The following is a 26,961-nucleotide window of genomic DNA, read 5'->3' as shown; positions in this document are numbered from 1 at the left end:
TGAGCGTTTTGAAAATAGGTTTAACCAGAAACCATATCTGTTATACTTTATTAGTTGGTTAGGTCATTGTAATTACTACATCAGAAAAATCCCAATGGTCGTTCAGATTCTTGATTTTGAGTCCCCGATGCTTGCCCTTGAGGGCGAGATTGAGAGGATTAAGGAAGAGAGCCTTATTAACGGGGTGGACCGCTCCCCGGAAATAAGGAAGAAACACAAGAAGCTCAACCGTCTTCGGCATGACATATTCTCAAAGCTCACCGCATGGCAAAGGACCCGGCTGGCCAGGCACCCTTTGCGGCCCTATACCCTGGACTATATCCGGAACATGACCACGGGTTTTATCGAGTTACATGGGGACAGGGCTTTTGGGGACTGCAATTCCATAGTCGGCGGGTTCACAATGTTCGACGGGTCGCCGGTGATGGTAATCGGCAACCAGAAGGGGCGTACCACCGGGGAAAAAATCCACCGCAATTTCGGCATGGGCCAGCCGGAAGGGTACCGGAAGGCTTTGCGTCTTATGAAAATGGCGGAGAAATTCCGTGTGCCCGTCATCACCCTGCTGGACACGCCCGGGGCTTATCCGGGCGTGGGGGCGGAGGAGCGGGGCCAGTCTGAAGCCATCGCCAGGAACCTTTTCGAGATGTCTTCCCTGAAAATCCCGATAATCTGCGTGGTTATCGGTGAGGGTGGCTCCGGCGGGGCGCTGGCGCTGGGTGTGGGTAACCGCACTCTGATGCTGGAGAATTCGGTTTACTCGGTAATAAGCCCCGAGGGGTGCGCCGCGATTCTCTGGAGCAACGCGGAAAAAGTGGAAGACGCCGCCGAGGCTTTAGGTATAACCCCCAAATATCTTCTGGATATAGGGCTGATAGACGAAATCGTAAAAGAGCCGCTGGGTGGGGCCCATAGGGACCACGACAAGGCGGCCCATATATTGCGCCGGGTCCTTCGCCGCCACTTGATGGAACTGGGCCGCATGTCTCCAAGGGAACTGGTGGAGCACCGCCGGGGAAGGTTCCGCCGGATGGGGGATCTGGCCGTCACCATTTAAACCTCTTTAAACGGGGATTTGGGGTGTTTGGAGGAAAATAACGGGGCGAAAAACCAACCTGCCGGAGAAATCCTTCCTCCGGCTCTCATTTTCTCCCTTTTCTTCGCCGGCGGAATCCTTTTTGGCCGGTCCGGCGCGGTAGAGGGTCCTGTGTTGGCGCTTGCCGCCACAATTCTCTTTTTCTTTCTGTGGCGGGCGCCTCTGGAGTTGAAAGCCCTTTTCCTCATCGCGCTCCTAGGCGGCGTTAACGCCATCATGGCCAACGATAACCGCCCCATTCCTGAAGAAAACATCCGCTCCCAGTCGCCTGATGGCAAATTCACCGCGCTTGTAGAGGTGCTATCACTGGATTCAACCCGCCCAAGAGGCGTCCGGTATATCGTCAGGGTCATTTCAGTGAACGGCGGCAAGGCAGAGGGGCTCCTCCGCTGGAATGCGCGGCAAGGCAATAACGACGATTCAAGAGCGTTTCTGCCGGGCGACGAGTTATTAATCACCGGCGCAAAATACCGGCGTCCCCACGGGTTCCGCAACATCCATGGCTGGGATTATGACGCTTATTTAAAAGACCGGGAGCTGGATGGCGATTTCCTCGTTTCCAGCCAGTCGCGGATAGTAAAGATAGACACCCTGTCCAACTGGCGCAGGCCTCTGGAGCGGTTGCGGGGGAAACTGGGGGCCAACCTGCGATCCGCCGATCCTTTGGCCACGGCCTTGAACATGGCGCTTATCCTTGGGGATGACGGGTTGATAACGCCGGAAATCCGGCAGGCGTTCTCCAGGGCGGGCACGGCGCACATATTGTCCGTTTCCGGCCTGCACATAGGCTTTATCGCCGCCAGCTGTTTTTTCGCGGTCAAGCTATTGGCGTTTGTGTTGATGTATCCATCTCGCCAGCCGTGGGTCTCGGCGGGCGTTCCCGTGAAAATCGCCGCCATCGCGGCTCTGTTGGCGGCCACATTGTACGCGGCGCTGACCGGGTTCAAGTTTCCGGCGCTCCGTTCGGCCATAATGATAGACACATATCTTGTCGCCGTGGCCCTCGGCAGAGGGCGGGAGTTTTATAACGCCTTCGCCCTGGCCTTGATGGCCATATTGCTGATATTCCCCTGGGCGCTGTTCGACGTGGGTTTCCAACTATCTTTTATGGCGGTGTTCTTCATCTCCGCCTTCATGGAAGGCTGGTGGAAGCCCTTGTTCGCGGGCGGGGAGCCAGGCGCAGGCGCAAACCTGGCTCAAAAAGCGTTACGGCTTGCGCCGCTTTTAGGGTCTTTCCTTGCCGTGTCTTTTTCCGCCACCCTTGGCACGGCCCCGCTGGTGGCCCATTATTTCAACACGGTCACGCTTTATGGTTTCATGTCCAACGCGGTGGTTGTTCCTTTGGCTTCGCTTGCCACCCCGTGGGGAATGGTGTGGGCTTTCGGCGGGCCGGAATGGGCGCGGGCCGTGACGGATTTCCTGACGCGCCTCGTGGCGTTCATATCCGAATGGTCGGCGGCGCTCCCATACTCTTACAAACATGTGGGGCATACCCCGGCGCTGGCATGGGCATTCTATTACCTGTTCATGCTCATCCTGTTGATAGCCCCCAAAAACTTTTACAAGAAGCTGGCGTTGGCCGTTACCGCCACCGGATTTGCGGCGATCCTTTTGCTGACCCATTATTTGGAGCCGGAGGAGGAGGGCTTAACCGTAAGGTTTGTGGACGTGGGGCAGGGGGATTGCGCGCTGGTCACATGGCCCGGCGGCGCCATGGCCATAGACGCGGGACCAAGGTTTGAAACTTTCGATCCTGGTAGAAGCGTAATTGCGCCCATCCTTTGGGCGGAACAGAAACTCAAACTTACCGCCATGCTGGCCACCCATGACGACGCCGACCACATAGGCGGAATGCCGGGCCTGCTGGAAAGCGTACCGGCGGATATGTTTCTGGACAATGGACTGGAGAAAGACGTTCCCAAACCCATCGTTGTTTTACGGGAGAAAATGAGAGCCGGTGGAGTTTACCGGGCGCTGAAAACCGGGGATTTTATCGACTTTCCCGATGGACCATCCATAAGGGTTTTAAGCCCTCCGCCCGGCCCACTGCCGTTTGACGAGGAATCCAACGACCGTTGCCTGGCGTTCATCCTGGAGTATCGTGGCAGAAAGGTGTTCTTCGCCGGAGACATAAGCAAGGAAGTGGAGCGCTGGTTGATTAGCTCCGGCATGGACATTCGCGCCGACGCGATTAAACTGGCCCATCACGGTTCCGACACTTCCACCTCCAAAGAGTTTTTAAAGGCGGTGGGGGCGAAAACCGGCGTGATAAGCGTGGGCTTTATGAACCGGCACCGCCACCCCAGCAAAAAAACCCTGGAGCGGCTGGAGGAGGCTGGTATGCGGGTGTTCCGCACGGATATGGATGGTGAGATAGTTCTGCGAACCGATGGGCGGAAAATGAGGTTCGAGAGCTATTCCTCGTCCAAAGCCGCCAGATAGGGGAGATAGCGGAACCGGTCGCCCGCGTCCAGCCCATATCCCACCACGAACACGTCATCCACAGTGAACGCGGAAAAATCCGGTTTCAAATCCGTCTTCCGCCGGGAAGGCTTGTCCAGCAGGACGCAGGTCAGCAGTTTGGCCGGGTTTTTCTTTTCGATTATCTTTTTCACCTCCGAGAGGGTAAGGCCCGTGTCGGCGATATCGTCCACCAGCAAAACGGTTTTACCCTCCACCGGCAGGCGCATGTCCTGAATCACCTCTATCATTCCGGACGACTCCAGCGACTCCTTATAACTGGAAACCGCCATGAAATCCACCTCGGGAAACACCCCGTGTATGTAGAGCCGCCGCATGAGATCCGACAAAAAAACGACGCTACCTCTAAGCAGACCTACCAAAATTGTTGGTTGCCCTTTCAACTCCAAGGCTACCTTTTGGGCAAGTTCCTCCACCTTCTCTGCGATTTTATCCTCTGAAATCAGTACGTTATGCTTCATGCTCTTATAAACGTCGTTAATGTCAATATTTTGGTATCAATATTGTACAGATTGTTGACGGTGAGCGCCATTCCTATGACTCAACCGGTGAAAGAAGCGATAGAAAGTTGGAGACAGCCATGATAGAGGTGGTGGAAGAGCCCCAGACGGCGGTTATAAAAAGCGTGACCGCTCCGGATTTCTCCCGGTTCGTGGGAGAAAGCGAGGCTATGAAATCGGTTTATAAAACCGTGGGCCGTCTGCTGGATAACGATTCCACCGTTTTAGTGCTTGGTGAGAGCGGTACCGGCAAGGAACTAATCGCCAAAGCCATACATGAAAATTCAGTGCGGCGCGACAAGCCGATGATAACCGTTAACTGCGGCGCCATACCGGAAGAGCTGTTGGAGTCGGAGCTTTTCGGGCATGAGAAAGGCTCGTTCACCGGGGCCATCCGCACCAGGATAGGCAAGTTCGAGCTGGCGGATAAAGGGGCCATATTCCTGGACGAGATCGGCGACATGAGCCCCACCTTGCAGGTGAAGATCCTGAGGATTTTGCAGGAGAAGCGGTTTGAACGGGTGGGCGGGGCCAAGACCATAGAGGTTGATACCCGGGTTATTACAGCCACCAACATAGACCTGGAGAAAGCCATAGAGGCGGGAAGGTTCCGGGAGGACCTGTATTACAGGCTGAACGTTATCCCCATAGAACTGCCCCCCTTGCGGGACCGGGGCGGCGACATTACCCTGCTGATAAACCATTTCGTGCGCCATTTCAACAAGACTAAAAGCAGGATGGTGACCGGTGTGAGCGCCGAGGCCATGGCGTGTCTCAAAAGTTATAACTGGCCCGGCAACGTGCGAGAGCTGGAGCATATGATGGAGCGGCTCATCGTGCTGAAAGGGGAAGGCCTGCTGGAGAAGCACGACCTGCCCGCCAAGCTCCGGCAGATAAAACCCAAAGAGGATGAACAGCTCTACCGCGACATGATGCTGGTTGGCGAGCCGGAGGAACTGGCCGAGCAGGGCATCATAACCGCCCCAAAAGCGGAGCCTGTATTGGCCGCGCAAGCCTCCAACGTTACCGTCATCCGGAGCGACGCGCAAATCGCCCCGGTGAACGGCGCTGGGCATTCAGATCCGCGGGAAAACCTGGATGTTTCTCAAGAGGCCGCCGAAGCCAACGTGGCCCTGGCCGCCGGATTTGACGAGCCACTGGATGTCCCCGCCAACAACGATTCGTTCCATCAGCCCGTTCTGCCCGACGAGGGGATTAACCTTAAAGAAGCTGTGGACAAATACGAGACCACACTAATCCTTGCGGCGCTGGACCGTTGCGGATGGGTGAAAAACAAGGCCGCGGCGTTACTGGGTTTGAACAGGACCACGCTGGTGGAGAAGCTGAAGAAGAAGAACCTGCTCAACGGGTTGGTGGAAGAGGGGGCGGCCTGAAAAAAACAGCCGGGGCCACCCCAGGCTTTAATTCTCACGGGCCTTTATTATTCCTTTCCGGTTTTGCGCAAGTACAGCTTCTGAATGTCATCCTTTCCTATAAAAAGGCCGCCCCCTCAATTTAAAAAGATTACATGCCCGGCATATTCCGTAATACATTTCTAACCCCCTCTTAAAGACTCAATCACGCCGGGGTTCATCCAAAAAGCCACCGCGCAAAAAGTCTTGCCCTTCAAATGGTATAGTAATATTATAACAGAAATAAAATAATAACCGGTGGCAAGGAGGGGGCTCATGGCGTGCGTGTTCTGCTCGGAGGTGATAGGCAAAACCGGAGGGCTGGAAATATATAACGACGGGGAGACGGCGGTATTCCTGGACAAGTTTCCTCGCACCCGGGGGCACATATGCGTCGCCCCGGTGGAACATCATCAGGACCCCTTCGTGTCTGCCCCGGAACTGGCAAGGAAAGTGATGACCATGGTGGTGGACGCGGGCAGGGCGCTTACCGAGTATGGCGCAAAAGGTGTCAACATCGGCATCAACGTGGGTAAGGTGGCTGGCCAGCAGGTCCCTCATTTCCACGTTCATGTCATACCCCGGTACGAGGCTGGCGACGTTGTTGAGATAGAGCCTGCCTTTGTGGACACGCCATGGCGGCAGAAATCCATAAAGCTTACCGAAGCGGAGACGAATGAAATCCGCGACCGGCTAACGGTAATTTTCGCCGGGATGATGGGTGGCGCCCGCGCCGGGGTTTGATGGGGCGCATGTCGCTTATTTACGCTGAATATCTCAACGGCATATCTCCCGGTTACGTGGCTGAACTATGGCCGCCGGTGTTCGAGAGGGGCTCCGGTAAGTGGCTATACGATTGCGATGGAGGGCAATATCTGGACCTGGACGCCGGTTGGGGCGCCATGGTCCTGGGCCATGCGCACCCGGAGGTTACGCAAGCCACCATTCAGGCGCTGGAGAAGCTGGAACACGCCACCCCGCCCACTTTTCCCATGGTAGAGCTTATGGGCCGTCTTACAGAGATATTGGCCCCTTGGGACCTGAACAAGTTTATGTTCGGCGTTTCCGGGAGCGAGGCTGTGGAGCACGCCCTGGAGATGGCTGTCCTTAAAAGCGGCGGGAAACGGAAGGTGCTTGTTTTGGACCGGTGCTATCACGGTTCGGCTATCGGTCTGCTACCCATAAGTTTCCCAACCAGCGGGCTGGCGGCTCTTTCGGGAGTGATTCCCGTTCCCGCGCCCACCCCATTCTGTTACCGTTGCCCATTCAACCTCACCGTTCAAAACTGCCAGAGGGAATGCGTTTCAGCCCTGCGTTCACTGGTTGCCAAGGATAAAGATGAGCTGGCAGGGGTTTTAATTGAACCTGTTCTGGGCAAGGAGGGCATACCGCTTCCCGAGGGTTATCTTTCCGCTGTCGGCTCCATTTGCGCCGAATTCAGGATTCCCCTCATCATCGACGAAGTGAAAACCGGTATTGGCCGTTGTGGAGCCATCTTCGCGTCAGAAATGGAAGATGTCCAGCCGGACATCATGATAATGGGCAAAGCCCTCTCCAACGGGTTTCCGTTATCCGTGGCCGTCTTTAAGGAATCGGCCTGCCCGCCGGAGTTCGTGTCCATGGGCGTGGTGTTGCAGACCACTTTCTCAGGCCACGCGGTGGCCTGCGCCCGGGCGGTGAAAACTTTGGACGTGGCCCGCCGGAAAAAACTCCACGAAAACGCCGCAGTCATGGGCAAGGCGCTGATAGAAGCCCTTCGTGACCTTTTAAAGAGCGACAACTCCGTGGGGGATATTCGCGGCGCGGGTATGCTTATCGGCGTGGAGTTTGTGGCCGACAGGGAAACCAAACGTCTGTCCACTTCCGCCCTCACCCGGTTCGTATCCTCCTGCAGGCGCGCCGGCCTGCACGTGGCCACCATATTCCGCAACACCCTCACCCTTACCCCTCCATTAATCCTGGATATGGGGGATATAGACGAGATGATGGACAGGCTAAAAAAGGAGTTACAGTTGTGAGCGCATTAATGCTTGCGGATTTTTCGATAAGCCTGGACTGGCACGGGTCCAATGTACCCTTGGAGGAGTGTGGCCGCTATATGGCCGGACTAGGCAAACAACTGGCCCGCTCCATTCAAGGGCATCCTGGCGTAACGGGCGGGGCAAGGCTCAAAACCGCCGATGGCATGCCCTTCGTTTTGGTGAATGCCAGGTGGAAAGTAGGGGATGGCGCGCAACAGGAAACCTACCGGCTGGATGACCATCAGTTGGTGGCATGCAGTTATTTCCAACTATACGGACAATATCAAGCCGTGGAGCATGATGTGAGCGCCAGCGAAGACTGGAACGGCGTTGCCCACAGGCCTTTCGGTTCTGGCCCAAACCTGGCTATTTGGACCGTCACCAGCAAGTGCGGCATGTCATGCCCCCATTGTTACTATTTCGGCGAGGGAATCCAGCGCGGCGAGGATGTGGGGCTAATGGATGGCTTGAAGATAATTGATGGGCTGGCCGAAGGAGGGCTGAGGGTTGTTTCCTTTTCCGGCGGCGAGCCCTTGCTACACGCCCACATTTGGGAGTTTATAGCGCGGGCCAAGGAGCGGGGCCTTAAGGTGATTCTGGACACCAGCGGAGCTTATCTGGCGGAGAAAACCGTTCAAAGGCTGGCCTCCCTGGAAGTGGACAGCGCCATAGCCAGCCTGGACGGGATGGATGAGGCCCACGACCTTTCCCGGGGGCCGGGCGCGTATCAAAGGACTCTGGACGGATTGAGAAGATGCCGCGGCGCGGGTATTTTCACTGCGGTAAACGTGGTGCTAACGGCGGCCAACGCCCACCAGGCCGGGGCCGTAATGGAGCCGTTAATTGACGCGGGCGCGCGGGTGGTGAAATTCGAAAACGTCCTTCCCGCAGGCAGGGCCAGGGAGAATGGGGGGCTGGCGCACTCTTACCAGTCCCTTGTGGATACATCGCGTCTTCTGGATGGGATCAGGAAAAAATACGCCGATAGGATAACGGTGGCCATTCCCATCGTAAGCCAGGCCATTCTACTGGACGCGCCCTTTCATTGCCCATCTGGTTATGGCTTCATATGTGTAAGCAACGATGGGTTTTTAGCTCCCTGCCCGTCGTTGACACATCTTTACAGCCAATGGGAAGATTTGGATTTAAAACGCCGCTCCTTTGCCAGCGCCATGGAATCGGCGCGGTTCAGGGCGCTGGACGATGTTAGCCCCGCATGCGGCAAATGCGAGTATGTAACGGTATGCCGGTCAGGGTGTCTCACCCGGTCCCATTACGCCACGGGCAACATCATGGATCGCGACCCTGTTTGTATCGCGCAGGAGAAACATCATAACCGCGAGAAGGCCATAACCGCCGGGGCTGGCGCATAGAGGGCATATGGCTGATAACGGATTTGCTGGGGCGCGGAAACTCAGGACGGTTGCCGTAAAGAACGTGGAACGGATAAATCTGGTACCGTTCCATGGTGGAAGCCTTGGGTGCAACGTGTTTGGCGATGGGGACGCGGGGCTGAACATGTGGCGGCTATTGGTTGCGCCGGGGGGCAGTATGGAAAGCCATTTCCACCCGTGCCCGGAGATTTATTATGTCGCGCGTGGGGCAGGGGATGTTTCTACCGGGGACGGAGCCGTGACGCGGCTGGAAGCTGGCGACGCGCTTTACATTCCCGCAAACGAGCCACACCGGTTTGTGAACAACACCGGCTCCATGTGCGAGATACTGGCCATAAGTTTCCTTAGTGAACCGGCTCCGGCATGAAAGCGCGGCATCCATGCGTGTAACCTTGGCGCAACCGGGCGGGTTCGACTATACCCGGGATCCTTCCATATCGGTGGAGGCTCCACTCACGCCGCCTTTGGCTTTGGGATACCTCAAGGCCTATGCCCAATCCCATGACCCATCGCTGGAAATCCAGATTATCGAACCATGGGCGCTGGAGCCTGAAACGCCGGATACGCTGGCGCAAAAAGTTGTTTCCACAGCCCCCCGGGTAGCCGGGTTCTCCTGCTATGTATGGAACGTGGAGCGGGTGGTAAAAACCGCCCGGTTGATAAAAGAAAGGGACACATCCATATTCATCCTGCTCGGTGGGCCGGAGGCTTACAACCTTTCAAACCTGCTTACGGAAACCGCTGTGGATGCGGTTGTAGTGGGACCGGGTGAAAAGCCGTTCACGGCTTTTCTTCACAGGTTCGCTCTTGGGCAAAGCTGGGAAGATGTTCCAGGCGTAACCTCCCGCTCAAAACCCGTTAACGCTTCTTCCGGCGCCCGGCCGGAGCCTTCCCTCGAAACCATCCCGGGTCCTTACGCCTCCGGCGTGTTCGAGCTTTCGAGATACCGCCACGCATATATGGAAACTTACCGGGGATGCGCCCAGCGTTGCGCCTACTGTTTTTACCCGAAAAAAATGAAAGGGCTCGGGTTCGCATCCCCGGCCACTTTGGCGGGGGAGGTAAAAGCCTTGGCGCAGGCCGGAACGCGGTACGTGATACTTATAGACTCCATCTTCAACCTATGGCCGTGGGCCGCTCAGGTGTGCGGGATGGTTGAAGAAAACCGGGCTCCGGGTATGGAGTTTTCCGCTGACATAATGGCGGAGCTTGTGACTGAAAAGTTCTGCCGTGCGGCCAGACGGGCCGGGTTTGTAGAGTTTCAGGCGGGGTTGCAGAGCGTTAATCCTCTTGCGCTCGAAAATATCCACCGCCGGTTGAACCGGCAAAAATTCGAGCGGGGCGCGCGCCTATTAAGGGACTATGGCTTTCGGGTGAATGTTGACCTTATCCTGGGCCTGCCCGGTGACGACATGGACGACGTGTGGCGGGGGGTGGAGTATCTTCAAAACCTGCCGGTGGACGACATCCGCGTGGCCCTTCTCCGGGTCTTGCCAGGCACCGGCCTATGGGAAAACCAGCGGCTTCTTGGGCTGGAGTTCGACAATTCCGCCCCATATTACCTGCGCCGATCCGCCAGAATAAATCCTGGCCAGATAAACGCTTTCTTCGACGGAGGCAACCACCGGGTTTATCACGGGCAGGGTATGGCCGCCGGGGAAGGGATAAACGATGTCCGGTAACGTTCTACGTTCCCGGCCGCGCAGGATTGAAAAAATCCTGTTCATAGCTCCGCCGCTGATGAAAGAAAGGGTGGAGTTCTATCCCGATTTTCCCACGCCGCCGCTGGGCATTGCCTATGTAATGGCAAATCTTGAGGGGGATTATAAAAAAGAATATCTCGACCTGTCGTTTCACGAAAGCTGGGAGGATGTGGAGGGATCCATAAACCGTCTTGGCGATTACGACATGTACGCCTTCACCTCCATGACCCCTAGCTATGCTTTTGCCAGGCGCGTGGCGGAACGTATAAGGACCTGGAGCGGCGGCTGGTTCGTCATCGGCGGATCCCACGTTACCGTGGCGGCTATGGAGGTTATGGGTTCCGGCCTGTTCGACATCGGCGTGTTGGGGGAAGGGGAGAGGACGTTCAGCGAAATCGTGAACGCCATCAACAATGGCGAGCGGCTGGAAGCCGTTCCGGGCGTCGTGGTCCTTCAAGATGATGGAGCCGTCACATACGGCCCCGGCAGGGGTTATATAAACGGCCTGGACAGCCTCTCATATCCAGCGCGCGGGCTCATGCCCATGGAAAAATACCTTGCCCTGTTCAAGCAGATAACCGGCAGGCGCGGGGGCACCCTCATATCATCCAGAGGTTGCCCGTTCGGTTGCGCCTTCTGTTCCCGGGAAATATTCGGACGCAAGCTCCGCCACCGGTCCCCCGGAAATGTAGCGGGAGAAATAGAAACACTCATGGAACGGTACGGCGTTGATATGGTCCATTTCGTGGATGACACCCTCACCGCCAACCGGAAGTTCACCGAGAGCCTTTGCGCAACTCTTCAGGAGCGTCAGCTTGGGGTGGAGTGGCAATGCGAGTCACGGGTGGATTGCGTATCCAATGAACTTCTGGAGACTATGAAAAGCGCGGGGCTTATACGGATAATGTTCGGTGTGGAATCGGGAGACGAGGGAATCCTGAACCGTATGGGGAAAGGGATAACCCCGGCCCAGGTAATAAAAGCCTTCGACATGGCCCACAAGGCGGGGCTGGAGGCGGGCGCCTTCATCATGCTGGGCTATCCCGGCGAAACCAGGGAAAGCCTCTCAAAAACCGTGGATATAGTGGGCCGGATAAAACCAGACCTGATATCCGTAAGTTTCGCCAACGCTTTGCCCGGCACACGTTTCCATGAAGAGTTCGCCACGGGGCGTGAAGGCGGGCTGTATGTGGACTACCATCTGGAAACGAACGTGCCGCTGGAAAACCTCTCCTTCGGCGATTTAGACAAGGCGAGGAGCGAGATTTTCGATATCGTCCGGCCGGTTTCCGGTTCTTTCAGGCTTTCATGAAAACCGCGGAGATGCCTATGGAGCGGCCCTTACTGCATGGCATCCATAAGGAAACCCAGATCTCCGCCGCTGGCCGCCCGCTGGAGATAACCCTTTTCATATGGAGGCAGTGCAACCTGCTTTGCCACTATTGCGGAACGATGGAATTTTACCGTGACGTGGCGCCGGAGAAAAACGCCGGATACATCCATACAGCCCTTGCCGAATTATCTTCCACTCCCGTTCGAACAATAATATTGCAAGGGCCAGGAGAGCCTTTCCTGAAAAAGAAAAAGCTCTACCCGATTCTTAGAAAAGCCAGGTCCTTCGGTTTAGCCACGGTCATTTACACTAACGGGCTTCTTGTTGACGGCGGGGATATAGAGGAGCTTTTCGAACTGGATGTGTCGCTGGTGTTCAAACTGGACAGTTTGGATAAAGAGCGGATGATTTCCATATACGCCACCCGGAGCCCCTGCGAGTTTAGGGAAATGCCCCCCTGGGGGCATGTGCCCTACGCATTGTGGCTGGCGCTTTCCAGAGGATTCGCGAAAAGCCGGCGGCTGGGGGTATCCTGTGTGATGGACGACCATAACCTTGATAACAGTTTTAACGGGATATTGAACGTGCTCTGTTTCGCCCGCGAGAATGGCGTTATACCCCTGTTCAACACTCTGCTGGTTCCAGACAGGGGCGCCATGACCCTTCGGGCCAAGATGGACCCCTCAATCCAGAAGAAAGCCCTGGAGGCGCTGGCGAAGACCGATTGGGAGCGGTACGGATATAAATGGGCTCCCACCCCGCCGGTGGGCGGGTACGACCTGGGGATTACCCAGGAGGATTATGTGGTATCAGAAAACAGGGTCTATGGATGGAGGTATTCCCCGGCTGGGATAGACGTTATCCCCAAAGGCGAATTCGGGGATTTTATCGAATGGCTTAAAGCGTGACCTAGGCATGGGGTGGTAGCAGTTTTTCCAACTCCCGTTTAACTTCGCCCAGCTCAATGCGTGTCATGCAATGGGCGCCTTCATAGGGGCAACCCTTCTGGTCGCAAGGCATGCACTCCATGGGCGCGCCGGTGATTGTGGCTTTCACATCGGCTCCCATCGGCTCCCATATCTTCGGGTCGGACGGGCCGAACAGGGCCAGGATGGGGGTGTTCAGCGCCCCGGCCATGTGCATGGGGCCCGAGTCGTTACACACGATTAAATTGGCCATTTTTATCAGCGCCGCCAGTTCGCCCACGTTCAGGTTGGTGAAATAGGGAAGGGCGTAGCCCGCGGCGCGCCGGATGCTTTTTATTTCTTCTTCGTCCGCCTTGGAGCCAGCCAGGAACACCGCCGCGCCCTTCTCGTCTACCAGCCAGCGGGCCAGCGCGCCCATTTTTTCGGCGGGCCACCGTTTCACCTGTATCCTGGCGCCAGGGTGAAGCAGGACAATGGGCATGTCGAAATTAAAACCGGTTTCGCCAACTTTAGCCCGGGCCGATTCCATAGCCTTCTCCGGGAAATTCAGGAAGAACTCCGGCTTCTCCGGCCACGCAGATCCCAAGGCGTTCACCACCCGGTATTGCACTCTCCATGTATGGTCGTCAAAATCCGGCGTGGGCACGGCCATGTTGTAACAAAGCCGGTTGCGCCAGCGGAACCCGTGGCCTATCCGCCATCGCGCGCCGGAAAAAAGGGTGAACCATGAGCTTCGCGGGCCACCATGCAGGTCCACCGCCAGGTCATACTTTGCGGCGCGCAGTTTATTTATCATGGCAATGTCCGCTTTCCATTTCGGCCCTGAGGGTTTGCGGGGGCTCAAAATTATCTTGTCCACGTTCGGGTTGCCGTAAAGCACATCCTCGAAAACGTCGTCCACCACCATGTGGATTTTGGCGGCCGGGAACATGCGGCGCAAACCAGCCAGCGCAGGGTTGGACAGGATAATGTCCCCGATGGAGCGGTAACGCAGGACCAGAATGCGGCGTACCGCGCCCGGATCCAGTTTCATCTTGGGCGTATCCATGTTATTTGCCGGTGGAGAGCCTTCGCTCGAACTCCAGCGCAATTTCGCCGATGATAATCTCTATCCCGTGCGAAAGCCTGAATTCGGGGTAATGCCCGCAAAACCGGCTTATATCGCTTATGTACCATATATGGTCGCCGATGCGGTTAGTCTGGGTCACCTCGTAAACCGCCGCCTCGCCGGTGATCTTCTCCGCGATGTCGAAAGCCTCCAGCACCGAGCAGTTGGAGAACCGGCTTCCCCCCATGTTGTAAACCTCGCCGGGAATGGGATTTTTATAAAACAGGTGGAACGCCCGCGCCAGGTCGTCGCTATGGATGTTGTCCCGCACCTGTTTTCCCTTGTAGCCGAATATGGTGTATTTCTTTCCGGTCAGCACGCATTTTACGAGATATGACAAAAACCCGTGAAGCTCCGCTCCGGAATGGGCCGGGCCGGTGAGGCATCCCCCACGGAATACACCGGTTTTCATCCCGAAATAGCGGCCATATTCCTGCGTCATCACGTCCGCCGCCACTTTGGAGGCGCCGAAGATTGAATGCTTGCTCCGGTCTATGCTCATGGTCTCGTCTATGCCCCGCTCGTGGAACGGATGCGAGGGGTCCACCTCCCACCGCCGCTCCATCTCGAAAAGGGGCAGGTTGTTGGGCAGGTCGCCATATACCTTGTTGGTAGAGGTGAATATGAACACGCTGTCCGGGCAGAACGTTCTAGTGGCCTCCAGCATGTTCAGCGTTCCCGTGGCGTTCACGGCAAAATCGGTTTTAGGCTCCTTGGCGGCCCAGTCGTGCGAAGGCTGGGCGGCGGTATGGATCACCAGCTTTATGTCCGTACCGTATTGGCTGAACAAGCGGTCCACCGCGTCGCCGTCGCGGATATCCAGGTTCACATGGGTATAGCGGGCCGAAAGCTCTTCAGCCAGGCGCTCCCGGTTCCAGTCCGTACTGGCTTCGGCGCCGAAGAAATAGCGCCGCATATCGTTATCCACCCCGACTATATTGAACCCCTCCCGGGCGAAATACCGGGCGCTCTCCGACCCCACAAGGCCACAGGAGCCGGTGATGATAGCTATTCCCATTATTTACAGATCAACCTCACATGTAATCCTGCGCTAAACCGGGGCCTTCCCAAGCGACCACCAGAGTTTCTCCAGCTTCTCCCGTATCCGCCAAAACGCGTAACGGAACAGATATGATACGACATTTCCCAGCGGCCCCCGGCGGAACGCTTCCGCCAATTTTTCGTAAGCCCTGTCCCGCCACTTAAAATCCCGGTGGCCACAGGTGAGCGACTCGGCCACCGGAGCGGCGAAAGAGGCTCTCCTGCCCATCCGGCCGTTGGACACCCCCCGGGCCAGAGACTCCAAAACTTTTTCCATCCGGTGGCGGTATGTGTGCCCGGTCAGCACCAGTTCTTCGGCCTTTTGGGACATCCGTTCAAGCTCTATGGGGTTCGAAAGCAGGCGCCTGCAAATTTCCGGAGCGTCGGCGAACCGGTGGTACATGGTGGTTTCGCCCTCCTTGAAGATAAGATGGGCGCCTTCGTCTATGTAACCCTGGTTTACGCACACCGCCCCGGCGCTGGGGGCCTCGAATGCGCGCACGTTCAAGTCCCTCCGGGCCAGGATGTTATATACCACCTTGCAACGGCTGTAGAACTTGCCAATCTCGTCGAAACTGTAAAACCGCTCGTTGGTCACCACTTTCAAGCCGCACTTTTCAAACTGGCTGAAGTACTTATTTTTCTGTTCCGTGATGGTGCCAAGGTAGCCTATGTCTATGTCCCGCTCCATGTGGAAATTGCGGTGGAACACCTCGTCGGCGGCGAATGGGAGCCAGTCCACATGCCCCATCCCGTAGGAGCGCGCCTGCTTTACCCTTCCCATCTGGGCGAAGAATCCGTAATCGAACAGCGCCACAACCTCCTTGTTCCACCGGAAATTGAGATAGTTGTCGTAATACCAGCAGGCGGTGGGGATGCAAAGCTCCTCGATGCGGCGGGGCAGGAACGGGGAGCCTGTGGAGCTTTCCACCATAAAGAAGGCGTCGGCCTTTCCGCCGATTTGCTCGAAAAGGGCCACCGCGTCCACATCCGGCCCTGTGACTATCCAGTCTTCCGGGGCATCTTTAACGGCGGTGAAGGGTATTACGGTGTGCCCCATCCTTTGTAAGGCGATATGGGCGAAATGGCCCGTCTGCCCCACCCGGTAATTGGTCCCGAAAAGGATTATCAACCCAGCCCTCGAAAATTAAAAAGCTAGATTACAACATACCGGGGCCGTGTAATCAATCGCTCCGCGCAAGGATTGCCGCTTAGCTGTCCTGACGGTTTGCAGGCAGGGTGATGGTGACAAGGGAGCCTTTTCCCTCCCCCTCGCTGGATATGTGGATGCCCCCGTTGTGATATTCGATTATCATCCGGGTTATGGAGAGTCCCAGGCCGATGCCTCCACCCAGGTGTTTGTATCTGCCGGTGGAGTGGAGTTGCGGGTTCTCAATAGAAAAGAACGGCTCGAACATGCGTTCAATAAGCTTTTTAGGCATCCCGATGCCCTTGTCCGCTATCCTTATGGACGCCATATCGCCATGATTGGCCACGCTCACAAGAACCCATCCCCCTTCCGGTGAATATTTCACCGCGTTGGACATCACCTCATCGAACGCGCGATGGAGCATTTCCTCATTGCCGACAACCCGGGTGTCTTCCGGAGTGTCGCCGGTCTCGATGGATATGTAAACGTCCCTCCGCTCAGCCGCAATTCCCAGTTTTGTTTTTTCCACGCACCGCGAAAGGCAAGGCAGAAGATGGAGCCTTGTGAAACCATACTTTCGATCGGCCACGCTTATATCGTTGAGCAAAGTGGTGGCCGACACTATCCTTTCCAGGCCCGAGAAAACTTCATGCAACACTTCCAGCGCCTCTCCGGTATTCGAGTCGTGGTCCTGGCCTTTGGCTTCAAGGACAACCATGGCGTACCCCAGTTTTGTGAGCGGCGTGCGAAGTTCGTGGGAGGTGATGGAACGGAAATATTCCCGGGCCTTGGCAAGGTATTCCTTCTGGGTCACGTCCAGCTTTATGGCGACATAATTCAGGATGTCACCGTTAGGGCCGATAACCGGTGATATGGTGGCCTCTTCATGATAATAATCACCGTTCTTGTTCCTGTTTACCATCCTGCCGCTCCATGGGACGCCGCTGGTGATGTTTTTCCATATATTCTCGTAGAATTCCGCGTCGTGCCTGCCGCTTTTGAGAATGCTGGGGTTTTTGCCCCTTACCTCGCCCAACGAGTAGCCGGTTAACGCCTCAAACGCGGGATTTACATACTGTATGTTGGCCCTGGTGTCCGTTATCATCACCGACACGGGCGCCTGCTCGATGGCCTTTACCAGCCTCAGGCGCTCCTCCCCGGCCTGTTTTTTTTCAGTAACGTCTCTGGCCACCACCAGCGCCAGCTCATGCCCACCCATCTTGGTTATTACTGCCCCGGCCTCCAGATGGGCGTGTAATCCATCTTTCCGCCGGATCACAATGTTCAGCGTTCCAGGCCCGGGCTTTTGCGCAATAAACTCTTTCAGCCTGTCTCGGGGGTCCAAATCCCCTCCCTCGCCAGCGCACAAATCGTAAAAACTTTTTTCCGCAAGCTCGTCCGCCGAGTACCCGCTGATCTGGCATGCTCTCCGGTTAAGCTCCAGGACCTTTCCGCTTTCTATTTCCAAAACGCAAATGGCGTCACCGGCGTTCTCAAAAAGGTTTTTATAGCGTTGCTCGCTTTCTATCAGGGCCTGGGTTTTCTCGGCGATCCTGCAGGCCATGTTGTCGAATGATTGACCGACATAGGCCAACTCGTCCGTGCCTTCAAAATTAACTCTGGCGTCCATGTCCCCCTCGGCCAGCCTGGCGCAGGTTTCCCGGAGCCGGTTGATCCGCCGGGTGAGCGTAAAAGTGAACAGCGCCCATGTGATCAGGCTTATAAGGGCTGTTATTGTGGTAAGCTCCACGAAATCTTTCAAAGCCGATTTCAACGAATCCCTTTTGGCCCCCGCAAGGTCGTATTCGATATACAGCACACCGGTTTTAGTCCCGGCTCCGGAGGATAACCTTGAGCCCATAACAAGCGGGAATGTGGATTTCATCAGATACCCATCGGAGCTGACGCTTGTTTGGCGGGAGAAGGTCTTACGAGTATTGTTGAATAGATTGGAATCCCCGGCGTGACTGGTGTCCGCCAGTTTCTTCCCTACGCGCTCATAAGAGGTGGACAGGATTATCGTGTCCTGGCCGTCCACAAGAAAGGCGACCCTTAGCAACTTCTCGGAGCCTATCCAGCTTAATGCCCTTTTAGCGCCCTCCAAATCGTCTTTCTGGAGGAAGTTTTCCAGTATGTCCGTCATTTGGGAACCCTGAAAACCGGCATGGCTGGCCATCTCGCTGTCGGTCCTGTCGTAGGACTCGTTGACGCTTACAATCAGAAAGAACGTGGATATGACCGTTGCGGCCAGAAATAGGGCGCAAGGTATGACAAACCTTAAAGGAAACGATAAACGTCGCATCGTTGAAAAATGAAAACAAGACACCAACCCGGCCTTAAGCTGGCCGCGGGCAAATACCGTTGATGGCAAGGGGGTGGAGCCACCAGACGGATTTGAAAAAATTATACGCCGGATATTTTATAATATCCAGCCATAGTATTGTAAAAATCTCCCCAAAAGCCGCCTGTGAAGGGGGATGTGTTTAATCGCTTCCTCGTCCACGGGAATGGAATTTTCAAAGTAATCCCCGAAAATCGTGGCCGCCTCCTCCACCGTTTCCCTGCGCCGGATAACAAGGTTTAGCTCCAGGTTCCAGTACAGGCTCATGGAGTCCAGGTTGGCGGTGCCCACGGTGAGCCATGCGTCATCTATCAGGGCCATTTTGGTGTGCAACATGGCCGGAGTGTAACGGTAAACCTTCACGCCGTGTCGGGCAAGCTTGATTATTGACGCGATGGAGGCTAAATCCACCAGCGGCACGTCCGACCTGGCTGGCACCACCACCCGCACATCCACCCCCCGCATGGCGGCCCGGATGAGGGTTTTCATTATTTTCCGCCGTGGCAGAAAATAGGCCTGGGCGATCCACACCCTTTTGCGGGCTTTCTTTATGGCGGAAACGTAAAGCCTTTTTATCGGGTAATTGTTCCGCTTGGGCCTTCCCTCCAGAGCCTCCACCTCTTTTGAAAGCCTGATGGACAACGGGCCTGGCCCCTTTTTCTTCCGCTTTTCCCATACCCTGTCGAATATCTCGAGCAGATCCTGCGCTGGGGCTCCCTCGCCACGGGCCATTACGTCTTCCCAGTCCAGAAACCTCTCCCCCATGTTCATGCCACCCACGTAATAAGTGCGGGAGTCTATAACCACGAATTTCCGGTGGTTGCGCCTGAACATGGATTTTATGACTATAAAATAATTTTTCCGGGGAATGCTCAGCGGGCGGTATTCCATCACACGCACGCCGGATTCAGAAAGGCGGTAGAAGTAGGACAAAGGGGTGTTCATGCTTCCCACGGAGTCGTACATGAACTCCACCCGCACGCCGCGCGCCACCAGCTCCGCCAGCTTTTGCGCCAGCCTGTTGGCTATGGGGCCATGCTCGATGCAGTATGTCTGGATGCGCACCCTTTCCACGGCCATGGAAAGGTCTTCCATGAGGGAATCATAAAACGCCGCGGCGGACCGGATGAGCCTCAGCCCGCCGCCATTTGTTTCCGTTGCGCCACCTTCCGGACCCGCTCGCCTCACTTGCTCAAAAAGAAGGGAGTGGGGGCTAAACCCGCGGACCCGCCGATTTCACGGCGTCCGACGCCAGTGAAGCGAACTTTTCAAAATTATCCGCGAACAGCCGGGCCAGGTTTTTCGCCGCGGCGTCGTAGGCGGCCTTGTCCTGCCATGTGTCACGCGGAATCAACACCCCGTCGGGCACGCCCGGCACGCTTTTGGGCACGCTGATCTTGAAGACCGGGTCTTCAACGAATTCCGCGTTGGCCAGCTTTCCTTCAAGCGCGGCGTGGAGCATGGCGCGGGTGTGGTTAATCTTCATCCTGGAGCCCACACCGTAGGCGCCGCCGGTCCACCCGGTGTTGACCAGCCAGCAGTTCACGCCGTGTTCTTCTATCTTTTTCCCCAGAAGGTCGGCGTACACCGTGGGGTGCAACGCCAGGAACGGGGCGCCAAAACAGGTGGAGAACGTGGCCTTAGGCTCTGTTATGCCCCGTTCGGTTCCGGCCACTTTGGCGGTATATCCGGAAATGAAATGGTACATGGCCTGCGCGTGGGTGAGCTTGGCGAGGGGTGGGAGAACCCCGAAGGCGTCCGCCGTGAGCATGAAAATGTTTTTTGGATGGCCGCCACTTCCCGATAGCTCCGCGTTGGGCACATGGATCTCGGTGATGGGATAGGCCGCCCGGGTGTTCTCCGTAAAAGAACCGTCGTTCAAATCTATCCGGCGGTTAAGGTTGTCCATTGCCACGTTTTCCAGGATGGTTCCGAACCGCTCGGTATTCTCGAAAATCTCCGGCTCGGCTTCTTTGGAGAGCTTGATCACCTTGGCGTAACAGCCCCCCTCGAAGTTGAACACCCCGTCGTCGCTCCATCCATGCTCATCGTCGCCGATGAGCTTGCGGGTGGGGTCGGCCGAAAGGGTGGTTTTCCCGGTGCCCGACAGGCCGAAGAATATGGCCACGTCGCTTTGAGGGCCTATGTTGGCCGAGCAGTGCATCGAAAGCACGCTTTGCCGGGGCATCATGTAGTTGCATACGGTGAATATGGATTTCTTTATTTCCCCGGCGTAGCTTGTGCCGCCGATAATCACAAGCTTCTTGCCGAAATGGACGATAACGAACGCTTCAGAACGGGTTCCGTCCACCGCAGGATCCGCCGTGAACCTGGGGGCGTTTATCACCGTGAACTGCGGGGCATGGTGTTCAAGCTCCGTTACATCGTGGAACCTTATGAACATGTCCCGGGCGAACATGGAATGCCAGGCGTCCTCGGTTATAACCCGGAGCGGCAGGCGGTACTTGGGATCCGCCCCGGCGTAACAGTCCTGGATGAACATGTCTTTGCCCTGCCAGTAGGCGGTAAGGCGCAAGAGAAGGCTGTCGAACCTGTTCTCGTCTATGGGCTGGTTCACCTCCCCCCACCAGATGTGCGCCTCGCTGGTGCCCTCTTTCACCATGAACTTGTCGTTGGGCGACCGGCCCGTGTACTGCCCCGTGCGCACTATAAACGGCCCACGGTGGGAGATGGAGCCCTCCCTGCGCCGCACAGCCTCTTCGTATAAAGCCGGGGTGGTGAGATTTCTATATACCTGGTTGAGATTGTGGAACCCGAGACCGGCCAGCTCTTTCATCAGATCAGGATTGCCATTCATGGCTTTTAACCTCCCCCTGGTGTTTTTGAGTTAAACCCGCGATATAAAACACTCATTATGGTTCAAAGAATAACACAAGGCGGGGCGGTATAGAACGGGTTTGCGGTTTAGTATTGCGTTAAAGATTATGCGGCGCCTCCAGGACTGGGTCAGCCCACTATTTGCCGGGCCAGATCCATAAGGGCCGCGTTTGAAAGGCTGGTCCGAGCCACGTGGAGCACGCCGGTCCTGCGGATCTCGTCGATGGTTTGAGGCGCCGGGCTAAGGTCAATCAAGATAATGCCCCGCTCCGCAAGACCCCCCTCGCTTCCCAGGGTGTTTATCAGCTCTATGGCGCTGGCCGCCCCCTCCCGGACGGATATGACCGCCAGGTCGGGCTGTCTTGCGGTCATGGCGATATGAGCCTCGGGCACATCGCGGGTTTCCACGCAATCCACACCTATCAGGTTCAGCGCGGCGGCCATCCTGCGGCTTTCGCTTTCATCGCTGTCCACTATCAGGCACAGGGGGCGTTTTGGAGGAAGCTTTGCGTAGAAAACGCTTCCCTCACCCAGTTTGGATTCAACGGTGATGGTTCCGCCATGGGCGGCCAATATGTCGCTGGAGAATGGAAGGCCCAGCCCCGCGCCCACCTCGCCGGATGTGCCCCTGGTGGTGGTCTTCACCTCGTGCCTGAAAACGTTCTGTACTATGGAATCCTGTATGCCAACACCGGTGTCTTTTACGGCCACCACGCCCGGCTCGCCGGGAGGGTTGTAAATTGTCACGTCATCCCCCGGCCGGCAGAACTTGACGGCGTTGGACAGAAGGTTCCGCAACACCACCGGATACAAGTCCGAATCGGCGAAAAGCCTGTAACCGGGTTGGATTTCGTTTATAAGCCGCACACCCTTTTCCCGGGCCAGGTGGGAAACCTCCCCGATAGCGTAGGCGGCGGCCTTGCCAGCGTCGAAAAATACGGGCCTGGGTATTATCTTGCCGGTCTTGAGCCTGCTGATGTTCAACAGCTGGTTTATCATGCTCAACAGCCTTTCCACGCTCTCCCTGGCCGTTACCACCAGGCGGGCGCTCCGGGCCACGTCCCCCTTGTCAAAATCGGTCTCTATCATTTTCAGGAGGCCGGTGATGGAACTCAACGGCGAGCGGAGGTCGTGAGACACCAGCGAAACGAACTGGTCTTTCAGCCTGGTAGCCTCCTCGGCTATGTCCCGGGCGGTGGTCAGCTCCTCCATTAATCTTTTGCGCTCGGTGATGTCATGGAACACGATTACCGCCCCGATAGGCGCGCCTTCATCGCCTATGGCCGTGGCGACTATGGCCACGGAGAACAGATCCCCGTTCCGCCGCCTGAAAACGTCCTCCCCGGAAATCCTCTGGCGCTCGCCGGTGAAAATGGCCTCGCACAATGGGTGGGCCGCGCTACCGTGGTTTTCTTCATCATTATGGTCCGCGCGGATGGCGCTGTGCAGATTCGCGCCCAAAAGCTCTTCGCCGCTCCACCCTAAAAGGCGCTCCGCCTCCGGGTTCATGAATGAAAGCCTGCACTGGTTGTCTATAACGCATACACCCTCGCCCAGGGAGGATGCGATGTCTTTAAGCTTTTTCTCGCTTTTTATCAGTTCGTTGGCCCTTTGGCTTACAGCCATTGCCATGGGACGGAAAATGAACAGGGCCACCATCCCCAACGCGACCAGCATCGCCACCAGCGCCAAGGCTTCAAGGGAATGCAAATTCCTGACCTTGGCCTCGCTCTCTTTCTGGGTTTGGGTCACGGCGGCGTCCAGCGCTTCCAGAAGGGACGAGTTGGCGGCATCAAGGATTTTGGCGAGATACGGGTTTTCATGTATCAACCTGTTATCCGGCTCCTTGGCGAGAAGCTTGGCCCAATCTATAAACGCCCTTATCCGCATTTCCAGGTTGTGGGGAGGGGAGAAGTAAATTGACTTCATCTCCGGGGTCATCCCGGCCTTCAGGCTCATGGGGTTGTCCCCATTGAGCAGATAATTGTGCACACTCTCCAGCGAAACGATGGTTTCCACCAACCGTTTACGCTCCACGTTGCGGTTGGCTATGCTCTTGTCGTCGGTAAGGTGAAGGCCGACAAGCGCCACTCTTTGTGAAAGCCACCGGCGCTGGCCGCTCAGGTTGATTATCTCGGCGGAATACTCCTGGGTTTTAATGACATAATAAACGCCAGCATACGCCACCACAGCCAGAGCCGCCAAGAGGCCCAGAGCCAGGATATAGCGGATGGTGATGGTTTTTAGAAACTCTCCCCCGGAGCGCATTTGCCGTAAGCCGCCTTTTTATAACTATCCTGCCGGACATTATCGCTTATAAAACGCTGGATTACAGCCTGAAAAATCAGGGGTGGCGGACAAATGGCCGGGTTTTTACGGCCATTTTGAGCTTAACGGTTAGAACTGGGTAGTTAGAAATGGCGGGGCCGACGAGACTCGAACTCGCGACCTCCGGCGTGACAGGCCGGCGTTCTAACCAACTGAACTACGACCCCGCGAAACCCTAATTATATTTAGCGGCGCGTGGGATTGTCAAAAGGAAAAACGGATTATTTTCAATGGGCGGGTTTAGGGCCGCCCAGAAAGGTCAGGCCGGGGCGGTTTGCGGGGCCAGAAGCGGCTTAATTTCTTTTTCGTTGAACACTTCCGCTTCAAACACCTGGAAATCGGCCCCTTCGCGCCAATCATCGGGATTAAGCCCGGCTTTCATGGATAGATGGCTTAAGGTGGTGGCCAGGTCCCATCCATTTTCGGGGGCCACCTGGGGCAGGAATAGCGCCCTGCGCCCGTATTTGGACATGATGATCCCATGCCGGCCCAACTCTATTTCCCTCCAGGAGGAGACATGCCGCGCGGGAGTGAGCGCTGAAATTTCTATCTCAACCTCGCTTAACTCCCCTTCGGTCAGGGGGAAGAAGCGGGTGTCCTCAAAGGCGGCGGCTTGGGCGGCTTGAGCCACCGTCTGGTAAAGGGGCGCCACGGGCTCTATATATCCCACGCACCCGCGCAGGGAACATTTGATGGTGAGCGTCACGAACGCGCCACGGGCTTCCTTCAATGACGGCGCAAGGTTATTTGCCACCGGCTCGGTTCCTGCGCCTCTGAATCCCTTTACGATGGATTCCCGGGCGGCTTTAAGAAGGATAATTTTCTCCTTCTCCCCTAACTGTGTGGGCGTCATTTTCCGCCCCCCCCTTCCCTATATATGATTTTAACCCATGGCCGGGGGTTGTGAAAACCGTTTATACCCTTGAACCGGGGCGCAAATGGCCATCCTTTTACGGGTAGCGTCAGCGAAGGTAATAAATTTGGCTGTTCCTGAGCTATACCCCTGTAATTTTGAAAAAAACCGTGCTTGTATTTTGCAAAAAGATGTTACTCTAATGTTTCTTTGGTCCTTTGCCGGTTGGGCCAATAGCCTGTAACAAAAACCACCAAGCAGTAATCGAAAATAATCGGCTCTACTACATTTACTGGGGCGAGATGAAAGCGCAAGGTTTCGGCGATTATCTGGTGGAACGGAAAGTAATAACCGTTGAACAGCACAAAACGGCCCTTTCCATCCAGAACAAGAACCGCTTGCTGGGCCAGATAGCCAGGGAAGAAAACTACCTCAACGACCTGGACGTGGAAAAAATCCTCTCCTACATGGAGGGGCATCCACACATGATGTTCGGGGAGGCGGCCATCTCCCTTGGATACATAAGCGCCACTCAACTTCGATATTTGCTGGACCTGCGCACCAGCCGGAAGGTGAGGATAGGGGAGATACTTGTAGCCCAGGAGTTCATCAACGAGGATACGCTTCACGCCGAGCTGATGAACTACAACGCCAAACGCAAAAAACTGGAGAAAATACTGGTTTGCGACCCGTCCGGCACCATCGGCAAACTGCTGGAAAGCATGTTGCGCAAATATGGTTACGACGTGGCCCACGCCAAGTCCGGCCTTGACGCGCTGGAGGCGGCCTCCAAATACAAACCCGACATTATCATTACAAGCAACGTGTTGCTGGACATGAACGGGTACGAGCTGTGCAAACGCCTGTTGGGAAATCCCGCCACGGCTGGAATATACTCCATACTTCTTTCCAGCAACCTCAACGAAGACATAATGCAACAGGCGTTCGACGCCGGCGTCACCCATTTCCTGAGAAAGCCGCTTAAGGAAAGCGAGCTTATCAACACCGTTATCAGGATTGAGCGGTCGGAATTTGAAAAGAGGCCGGAGAAGATACTGATTGTGGACGACAGCCTGGGCGCCAGGATGGCCATCCACAAAGAGTTGTTCCACACCTGGAGCAACCTGATAATGGCCGAAAACGGGGAGAAAGCGCTGGAGATAGCCAGGCGGGAGAAGCCGGACATCATCACCATGGACGTGGAAATGCCGGTGATGGGCGGGCTGGAGGCCTGCCGCCTGCTTAAGGACTACCCGGAGACCGCTGAAACCCCGGTTATTTTCGTCACCGCGTCGGATTCCCACGATTTGCGCCTTCGGGGGTTTGAGGCGGGGGCGGTGGAATATTTCTCAAAGCCATTTTCGCCCGGCCTGCTCAACTCCTTCATCAGGATGCTGTGCGAGTCGGCGAAGATACGCAAGTCCGAGAAAATACTGGTGGTGGAAGACAGCGACACCACAAGGCACATAATACGTTATTTCCTCCAGAAGAACGGTTACAACGTTTATACGGCGAAGAATGGGCAGGAAGCGTGGGAGGCCATGCCAAAGATAAGGCCCGACCTTATAGTGCTCGATTGTTACATGCCGAAGATGGACGGTTTCGAGTTCATCAACAATCTGAAAAAGAACGACGAGTTTTACCGGATTCCCGTGCTGATGCTCACCTCATCCAAAAACAAGCTGGACGTGGTGCGCGGCTTCGCCGAAGGCGCGGTGGATTTCATCACCAAACCCTTCGACGAGGCGGAGATGATAGCCCGCATAACCTCCCATCTGAGAAGCCGCAAACTATTAGAAGAGCTGGAGGAGGAAAAGGGCAAACTGAAGGTGACGCTCAAACAGCTTGAGGACGCCAACCACATCCTGGAGCGCCTTTCGGTTATGGACGGGCTTACGGGGCTGGCCAACCGGCGTCATTTCGACGAGATACTGGCTTCCGAATGGAAACGGGCCATCCGGGAGCGGCACCCTATTTCCATGCTGATGATAGATATAGATTATTTCAAGCGTTACAACGACGCTTATGGGCACCAGATGGGCGACGAGTGCATTAAAAAGGTTGCGGCCAAGATAAAGGAACAGTCCAAACGTTCCAGCGACCTGGCGGCGCGATACGGCGGCGAGGAGTTCGCCCTTATATTGCCGTTGACCGATCTTGAAGGCGCCGTGGCCGTGGCGGAAATTATGCGGATGGAGGTGGAGGCCATGGGCATACCCCATCTTTACTCCACCATCGCCACAACGGTCACTATCAGCGTGGGCTTCGCCACTGTTACGCCGGAAGAGGGGATATCCAGCGGTGAACTGGTTGAGATGGCGGACAAGGCGTTATACGACGCGAAACACAGCGGGAGAAACCGGGTGAAACGCTACAATCCACGCTCGGGCGGCAAGGTAAACCCGATTAACTTTTAAAGACCGGGCGGCTGGTTTT

The 26,961-nt window shown here is 56.1% G+C and carries 20 protein-coding genes and 1 tRNA gene; 11 read left to right on the top strand and 10 right to left on the bottom strand.

Annotation, left to right across the window (positions count from 1 at the left end; genetic code table 11):
- Window positions 1–94 precede the first annotated feature (94 nt).
- Together HY751_03770 and HY751_03765 are read left to right on the top strand one after the other, a co-directional pair.
- Window positions 95–1,057 carry an acetyl-CoA carboxylase carboxyltransferase subunit alpha gene (locus HY751_03770; GenBank protein MBI4665509.1) on the top strand — a complete coding sequence of 321 codons (963 nt, stop codon included), beginning with the start codon at window positions 95–97 and terminating at the stop codon, window positions 1,055–1,057.
- 153 nt (window positions 1,058–1,210) lie between these two features.
- The gene (locus tag HY751_03765) at window positions 1,211–3,538 is read left to right on the top strand and encodes a DNA internalization-related competence protein ComEC/Rec2 (protein MBI4665508.1); all 2,328 of its coding nucleotides are present in this window, start codon (window positions 1,211–1,213) and stop codon (window positions 3,536–3,538) included.
- Here the strand turns inward: HY751_03765 and hpt are convergent.
- Window positions 3,511–4,038 (bottom strand): hypoxanthine phosphoribosyltransferase, encoded by a 528-nt coding sequence (hpt, locus tag HY751_03760; GenBank protein ID MBI4665507.1) that lies wholly within the window; start codon window positions 4,036–4,038, stop codon window positions 3,511–3,513. The two genes, HY751_03765 and hpt, sit on opposite strands and share 28 nt — an antisense overlap.
- Window positions 4,039–4,157: 119 nt before the next feature.
- Here hpt and HY751_03755 point away from each other — a divergent pair, with 119 nt between their 5' ends.
- The 8 genes from HY751_03755 to HY751_03720 all read left to right on the top strand — a co-directional run bounded on the left by HY751_03755 (window position 4,158) and on the right by HY751_03720 (window position 12,848).
- On the top strand, window positions 4,158–5,471 hold the full coding sequence (locus HY751_03755) for a sigma-54-dependent Fis family transcriptional regulator (protein MBI4665506.1): 1,314 nt from the start codon (window positions 4,158–4,160) through the stop codon (window positions 5,469–5,471).
- A gap of 294 nt (window positions 5,472–5,765) precedes the next feature.
- On the top strand, window positions 5,766–6,233 hold the full coding sequence (locus tag HY751_03750; GenBank protein MBI4665505.1) for an HIT family protein: 468 nt from the start codon (window positions 5,766–5,768) through the stop codon (window positions 6,231–6,233).
- 8 nt (window positions 6,234–6,241) lie between these two features.
- Complete coding sequence (locus HY751_03745; GenBank protein ID MBI4665504.1) at window positions 6,242–7,507, top strand: aspartate aminotransferase family protein; 1,266 nt, start codon at window positions 6,242–6,244, stop codon at window positions 7,505–7,507.
- On the top strand, window positions 7,504–8,883 hold the full coding sequence (locus HY751_03740; GenBank protein MBI4665503.1) for a radical SAM protein: 1,380 nt from the start codon (window positions 7,504–7,506) through the stop codon (window positions 8,881–8,883). The genes HY751_03745 and HY751_03740 overlap by 4 nt, the downstream gene beginning before the upstream one ends.
- Window positions 8,884–8,890: 7 nt before the next feature.
- Window positions 8,891–9,271: a cupin domain-containing protein gene (locus HY751_03735; protein MBI4665502.1), complete on the top strand. Its 381-nt coding sequence runs from the start codon at window positions 8,891–8,893 to the stop codon at window positions 9,269–9,271.
- A 13-nt stretch (window positions 9,272–9,284) separates the two neighbouring features.
- On the top strand, window positions 9,285–10,586 hold the full coding sequence (locus HY751_03730) for a B12-binding domain-containing radical SAM protein (protein ID MBI4665501.1): 1,302 nt from the start codon (window positions 9,285–9,287) through the stop codon (window positions 10,584–10,586).
- On the top strand, window positions 10,576–11,919 hold the full coding sequence (locus HY751_03725) for a radical SAM protein (protein MBI4665500.1): 1,344 nt from the start codon (window positions 10,576–10,578) through the stop codon (window positions 11,917–11,919). The genes HY751_03730 and HY751_03725 overlap by 11 nt, the downstream gene beginning before the upstream one ends.
- Window positions 11,916–12,848, top strand: a complete 933-nt coding sequence (locus tag HY751_03720) for a radical SAM protein (protein ID MBI4665499.1) — start codon at window positions 11,916–11,918, stop codon at window positions 12,846–12,848. Before HY751_03725 ends, HY751_03720 begins: the two co-directional genes overlap by 4 nt.
- A gap of 1 nt (window position 12,849) precedes the next feature.
- On the opposite strand, the gene waaF is transcribed toward HY751_03720, so the two are convergent.
- The 9 genes from waaF to amrA form a co-directional block, all read right to left on the bottom strand.
- Window positions 12,850–13,914 carry a lipopolysaccharide heptosyltransferase II gene (gene waaF, locus HY751_03715; GenBank protein ID MBI4665498.1) on the bottom strand — a complete coding sequence of 355 codons (1,065 nt, stop codon included), beginning with the start codon at window positions 13,912–13,914 and terminating at the stop codon, window positions 12,850–12,852.
- A gap of 1 nt (window position 13,915) precedes the next feature.
- On the bottom strand, window positions 13,916–14,992 hold the full coding sequence (locus tag HY751_03710) for an NAD-dependent epimerase/dehydratase family protein (GenBank protein ID MBI4665497.1): 1,077 nt from the start codon (window positions 14,990–14,992) through the stop codon (window positions 13,916–13,918).
- A 33-nt stretch (window positions 14,993–15,025) separates the two neighbouring features.
- The gene (locus tag HY751_03705) at window positions 15,026–16,147 is read right to left on the bottom strand and encodes a glycosyltransferase (protein ID MBI4665496.1); all 1,122 of its coding nucleotides are present in this window, start codon (window positions 16,145–16,147) and stop codon (window positions 15,026–15,028) included.
- 79 nt (window positions 16,148–16,226) lie between these two features.
- Window positions 16,227–18,467, bottom strand: coding sequence for a PAS domain S-box protein (locus tag HY751_03700; GenBank protein MBI4665495.1), 2,241 nt, complete (start codon window positions 18,465–18,467; stop codon window positions 16,227–16,229).
- Between the two features lie 117 nt (window positions 18,468–18,584).
- Complete coding sequence (locus HY751_03695) at window positions 18,585–19,694, bottom strand: hypothetical protein (GenBank protein MBI4665494.1); 1,110 nt, start codon at window positions 19,692–19,694, stop codon at window positions 18,585–18,587.
- 25 nt (window positions 19,695–19,719) lie between these two features.
- Entirely contained in the window at window positions 19,720–21,303 is a 1,584-nt protein-coding gene (gene pckA, locus HY751_03690; protein ID MBI4665493.1) for a phosphoenolpyruvate carboxykinase (ATP), read from the bottom strand.
- Between the two features lie 170 nt (window positions 21,304–21,473).
- A complete protein-coding gene (locus tag HY751_03685; GenBank protein ID MBI4665492.1) occupies window positions 21,474–23,612 on the bottom strand; it encodes a PAS domain S-box protein in 2,139 nt (712 codons plus the stop codon).
- A 150-nt stretch (window positions 23,613–23,762) separates the two neighbouring features.
- Window positions 23,763–23,839, bottom strand: a tRNA-Asp gene (locus HY751_03680).
- A 92-nt stretch (window positions 23,840–23,931) separates the two neighbouring features.
- Entirely contained in the window at window positions 23,932–24,525 is a 594-nt protein-coding gene (amrA, locus tag HY751_03675; protein MBI4665491.1) for an AmmeMemoRadiSam system protein A, read from the bottom strand.
- A 302-nt stretch (window positions 24,526–24,827) separates the two neighbouring features.
- Here amrA and HY751_03670 point away from each other — a divergent pair, with 302 nt between their 5' ends.
- Entirely contained in the window at window positions 24,828–26,942 is a 2,115-nt protein-coding gene (locus HY751_03670) for a response regulator (protein MBI4665490.1), read from the top strand.
- The last annotated feature ends 19 nt before the right edge of the window (window positions 26,943–26,961 follow it).

It is taken from the genome of Nitrospinota bacterium (assembly GCA_016208975.1).
GTDB lineage: Bacteria > Nitrospinota_A > UBA7883 > UBA7883 > JACRLM01 > JACQXA01.
The sequence above is the reverse complement of the archived record's forward strand: the minus strand, read 5'-3'. Positions and strand labels throughout refer to the sequence as shown.

What these genes read in the sequence shown, in the direction of transcription:
- waaF (MBI4665498.1), bottom strand. Translation starts at nt 13,914, where the DNA reads ATGGATACGCCCAAGATGAAACTGGATCCGGGCGCGGTACGCCGCATT.
- HY751_03710 (MBI4665497.1), bottom strand. Translation starts at nt 14,992, where the DNA reads ATGGGAATAGCTATCATCACCGGCTCCTGTGGCCTTGTGGGGTCGGAG.
- HY751_03730 (MBI4665501.1), top strand. Translation starts at nt 9,285, where the DNA reads ATGCGTGTAACCTTGGCGCAACCGGGCGGGTTCGACTATACCCGGGAT.
- HY751_03725 (MBI4665500.1), top strand. Translation starts at nt 10,576, where the DNA reads ATGTCCGGTAACGTTCTACGTTCCCGGCCGCGCAGGATTGAAAAAATC.
- HY751_03755 (MBI4665506.1), top strand. Translation starts at nt 4,158, where the DNA reads ATGATAGAGGTGGTGGAAGAGCCCCAGACGGCGGTTATAAAAAGCGTG.
- HY751_03770 (MBI4665509.1), top strand. Translation starts at nt 95, where the DNA reads ATGGTCGTTCAGATTCTTGATTTTGAGTCCCCGATGCTTGCCCTTGAG.
- HY751_03720 (MBI4665499.1), top strand. Translation starts at nt 11,916, where the DNA reads ATGAAAACCGCGGAGATGCCTATGGAGCGGCCCTTACTGCATGGCATC.
- HY751_03700 (MBI4665495.1), bottom strand. Translation starts at nt 18,467, where the DNA reads ATGCGACGTTTATCGTTTCCTTTAAGGTTTGTCATACCTTGCGCCCTA.
- HY751_03685 (MBI4665492.1), bottom strand. Translation starts at nt 23,612, where the DNA reads ATGCGCTCCGGGGGAGAGTTTCTAAAAACCATCACCATCCGCTATATC.
- hpt (MBI4665507.1), bottom strand. Translation starts at nt 4,038, where the DNA reads ATGAAGCATAACGTACTGATTTCAGAGGATAAAATCGCAGAGAAGGTG.
- pckA (MBI4665493.1), bottom strand. Translation starts at nt 21,303, where the DNA reads ATGAAAGAGCTGGCCGGTCTCGGGTTCCACAATCTCAACCAGGTATAT.
- HY751_03745 (MBI4665504.1), top strand. Translation starts at nt 6,242, where the DNA reads ATGTCGCTTATTTACGCTGAATATCTCAACGGCATATCTCCCGGTTAC.
- amrA (MBI4665491.1), bottom strand. Translation starts at nt 24,525, where the DNA reads ATGACGCCCACACAGTTAGGGGAGAAGGAGAAAATTATCCTTCTTAAA.
- HY751_03670 (MBI4665490.1), top strand. Translation starts at nt 24,828, where the DNA reads ATGAAAGCGCAAGGTTTCGGCGATTATCTGGTGGAACGGAAAGTAATA.
- HY751_03735 (MBI4665502.1), top strand. Translation starts at nt 8,891, where the DNA reads ATGGCTGATAACGGATTTGCTGGGGCGCGGAAACTCAGGACGGTTGCC.
- HY751_03750 (MBI4665505.1), top strand. Translation starts at nt 5,766, where the DNA reads ATGGCGTGCGTGTTCTGCTCGGAGGTGATAGGCAAAACCGGAGGGCTG.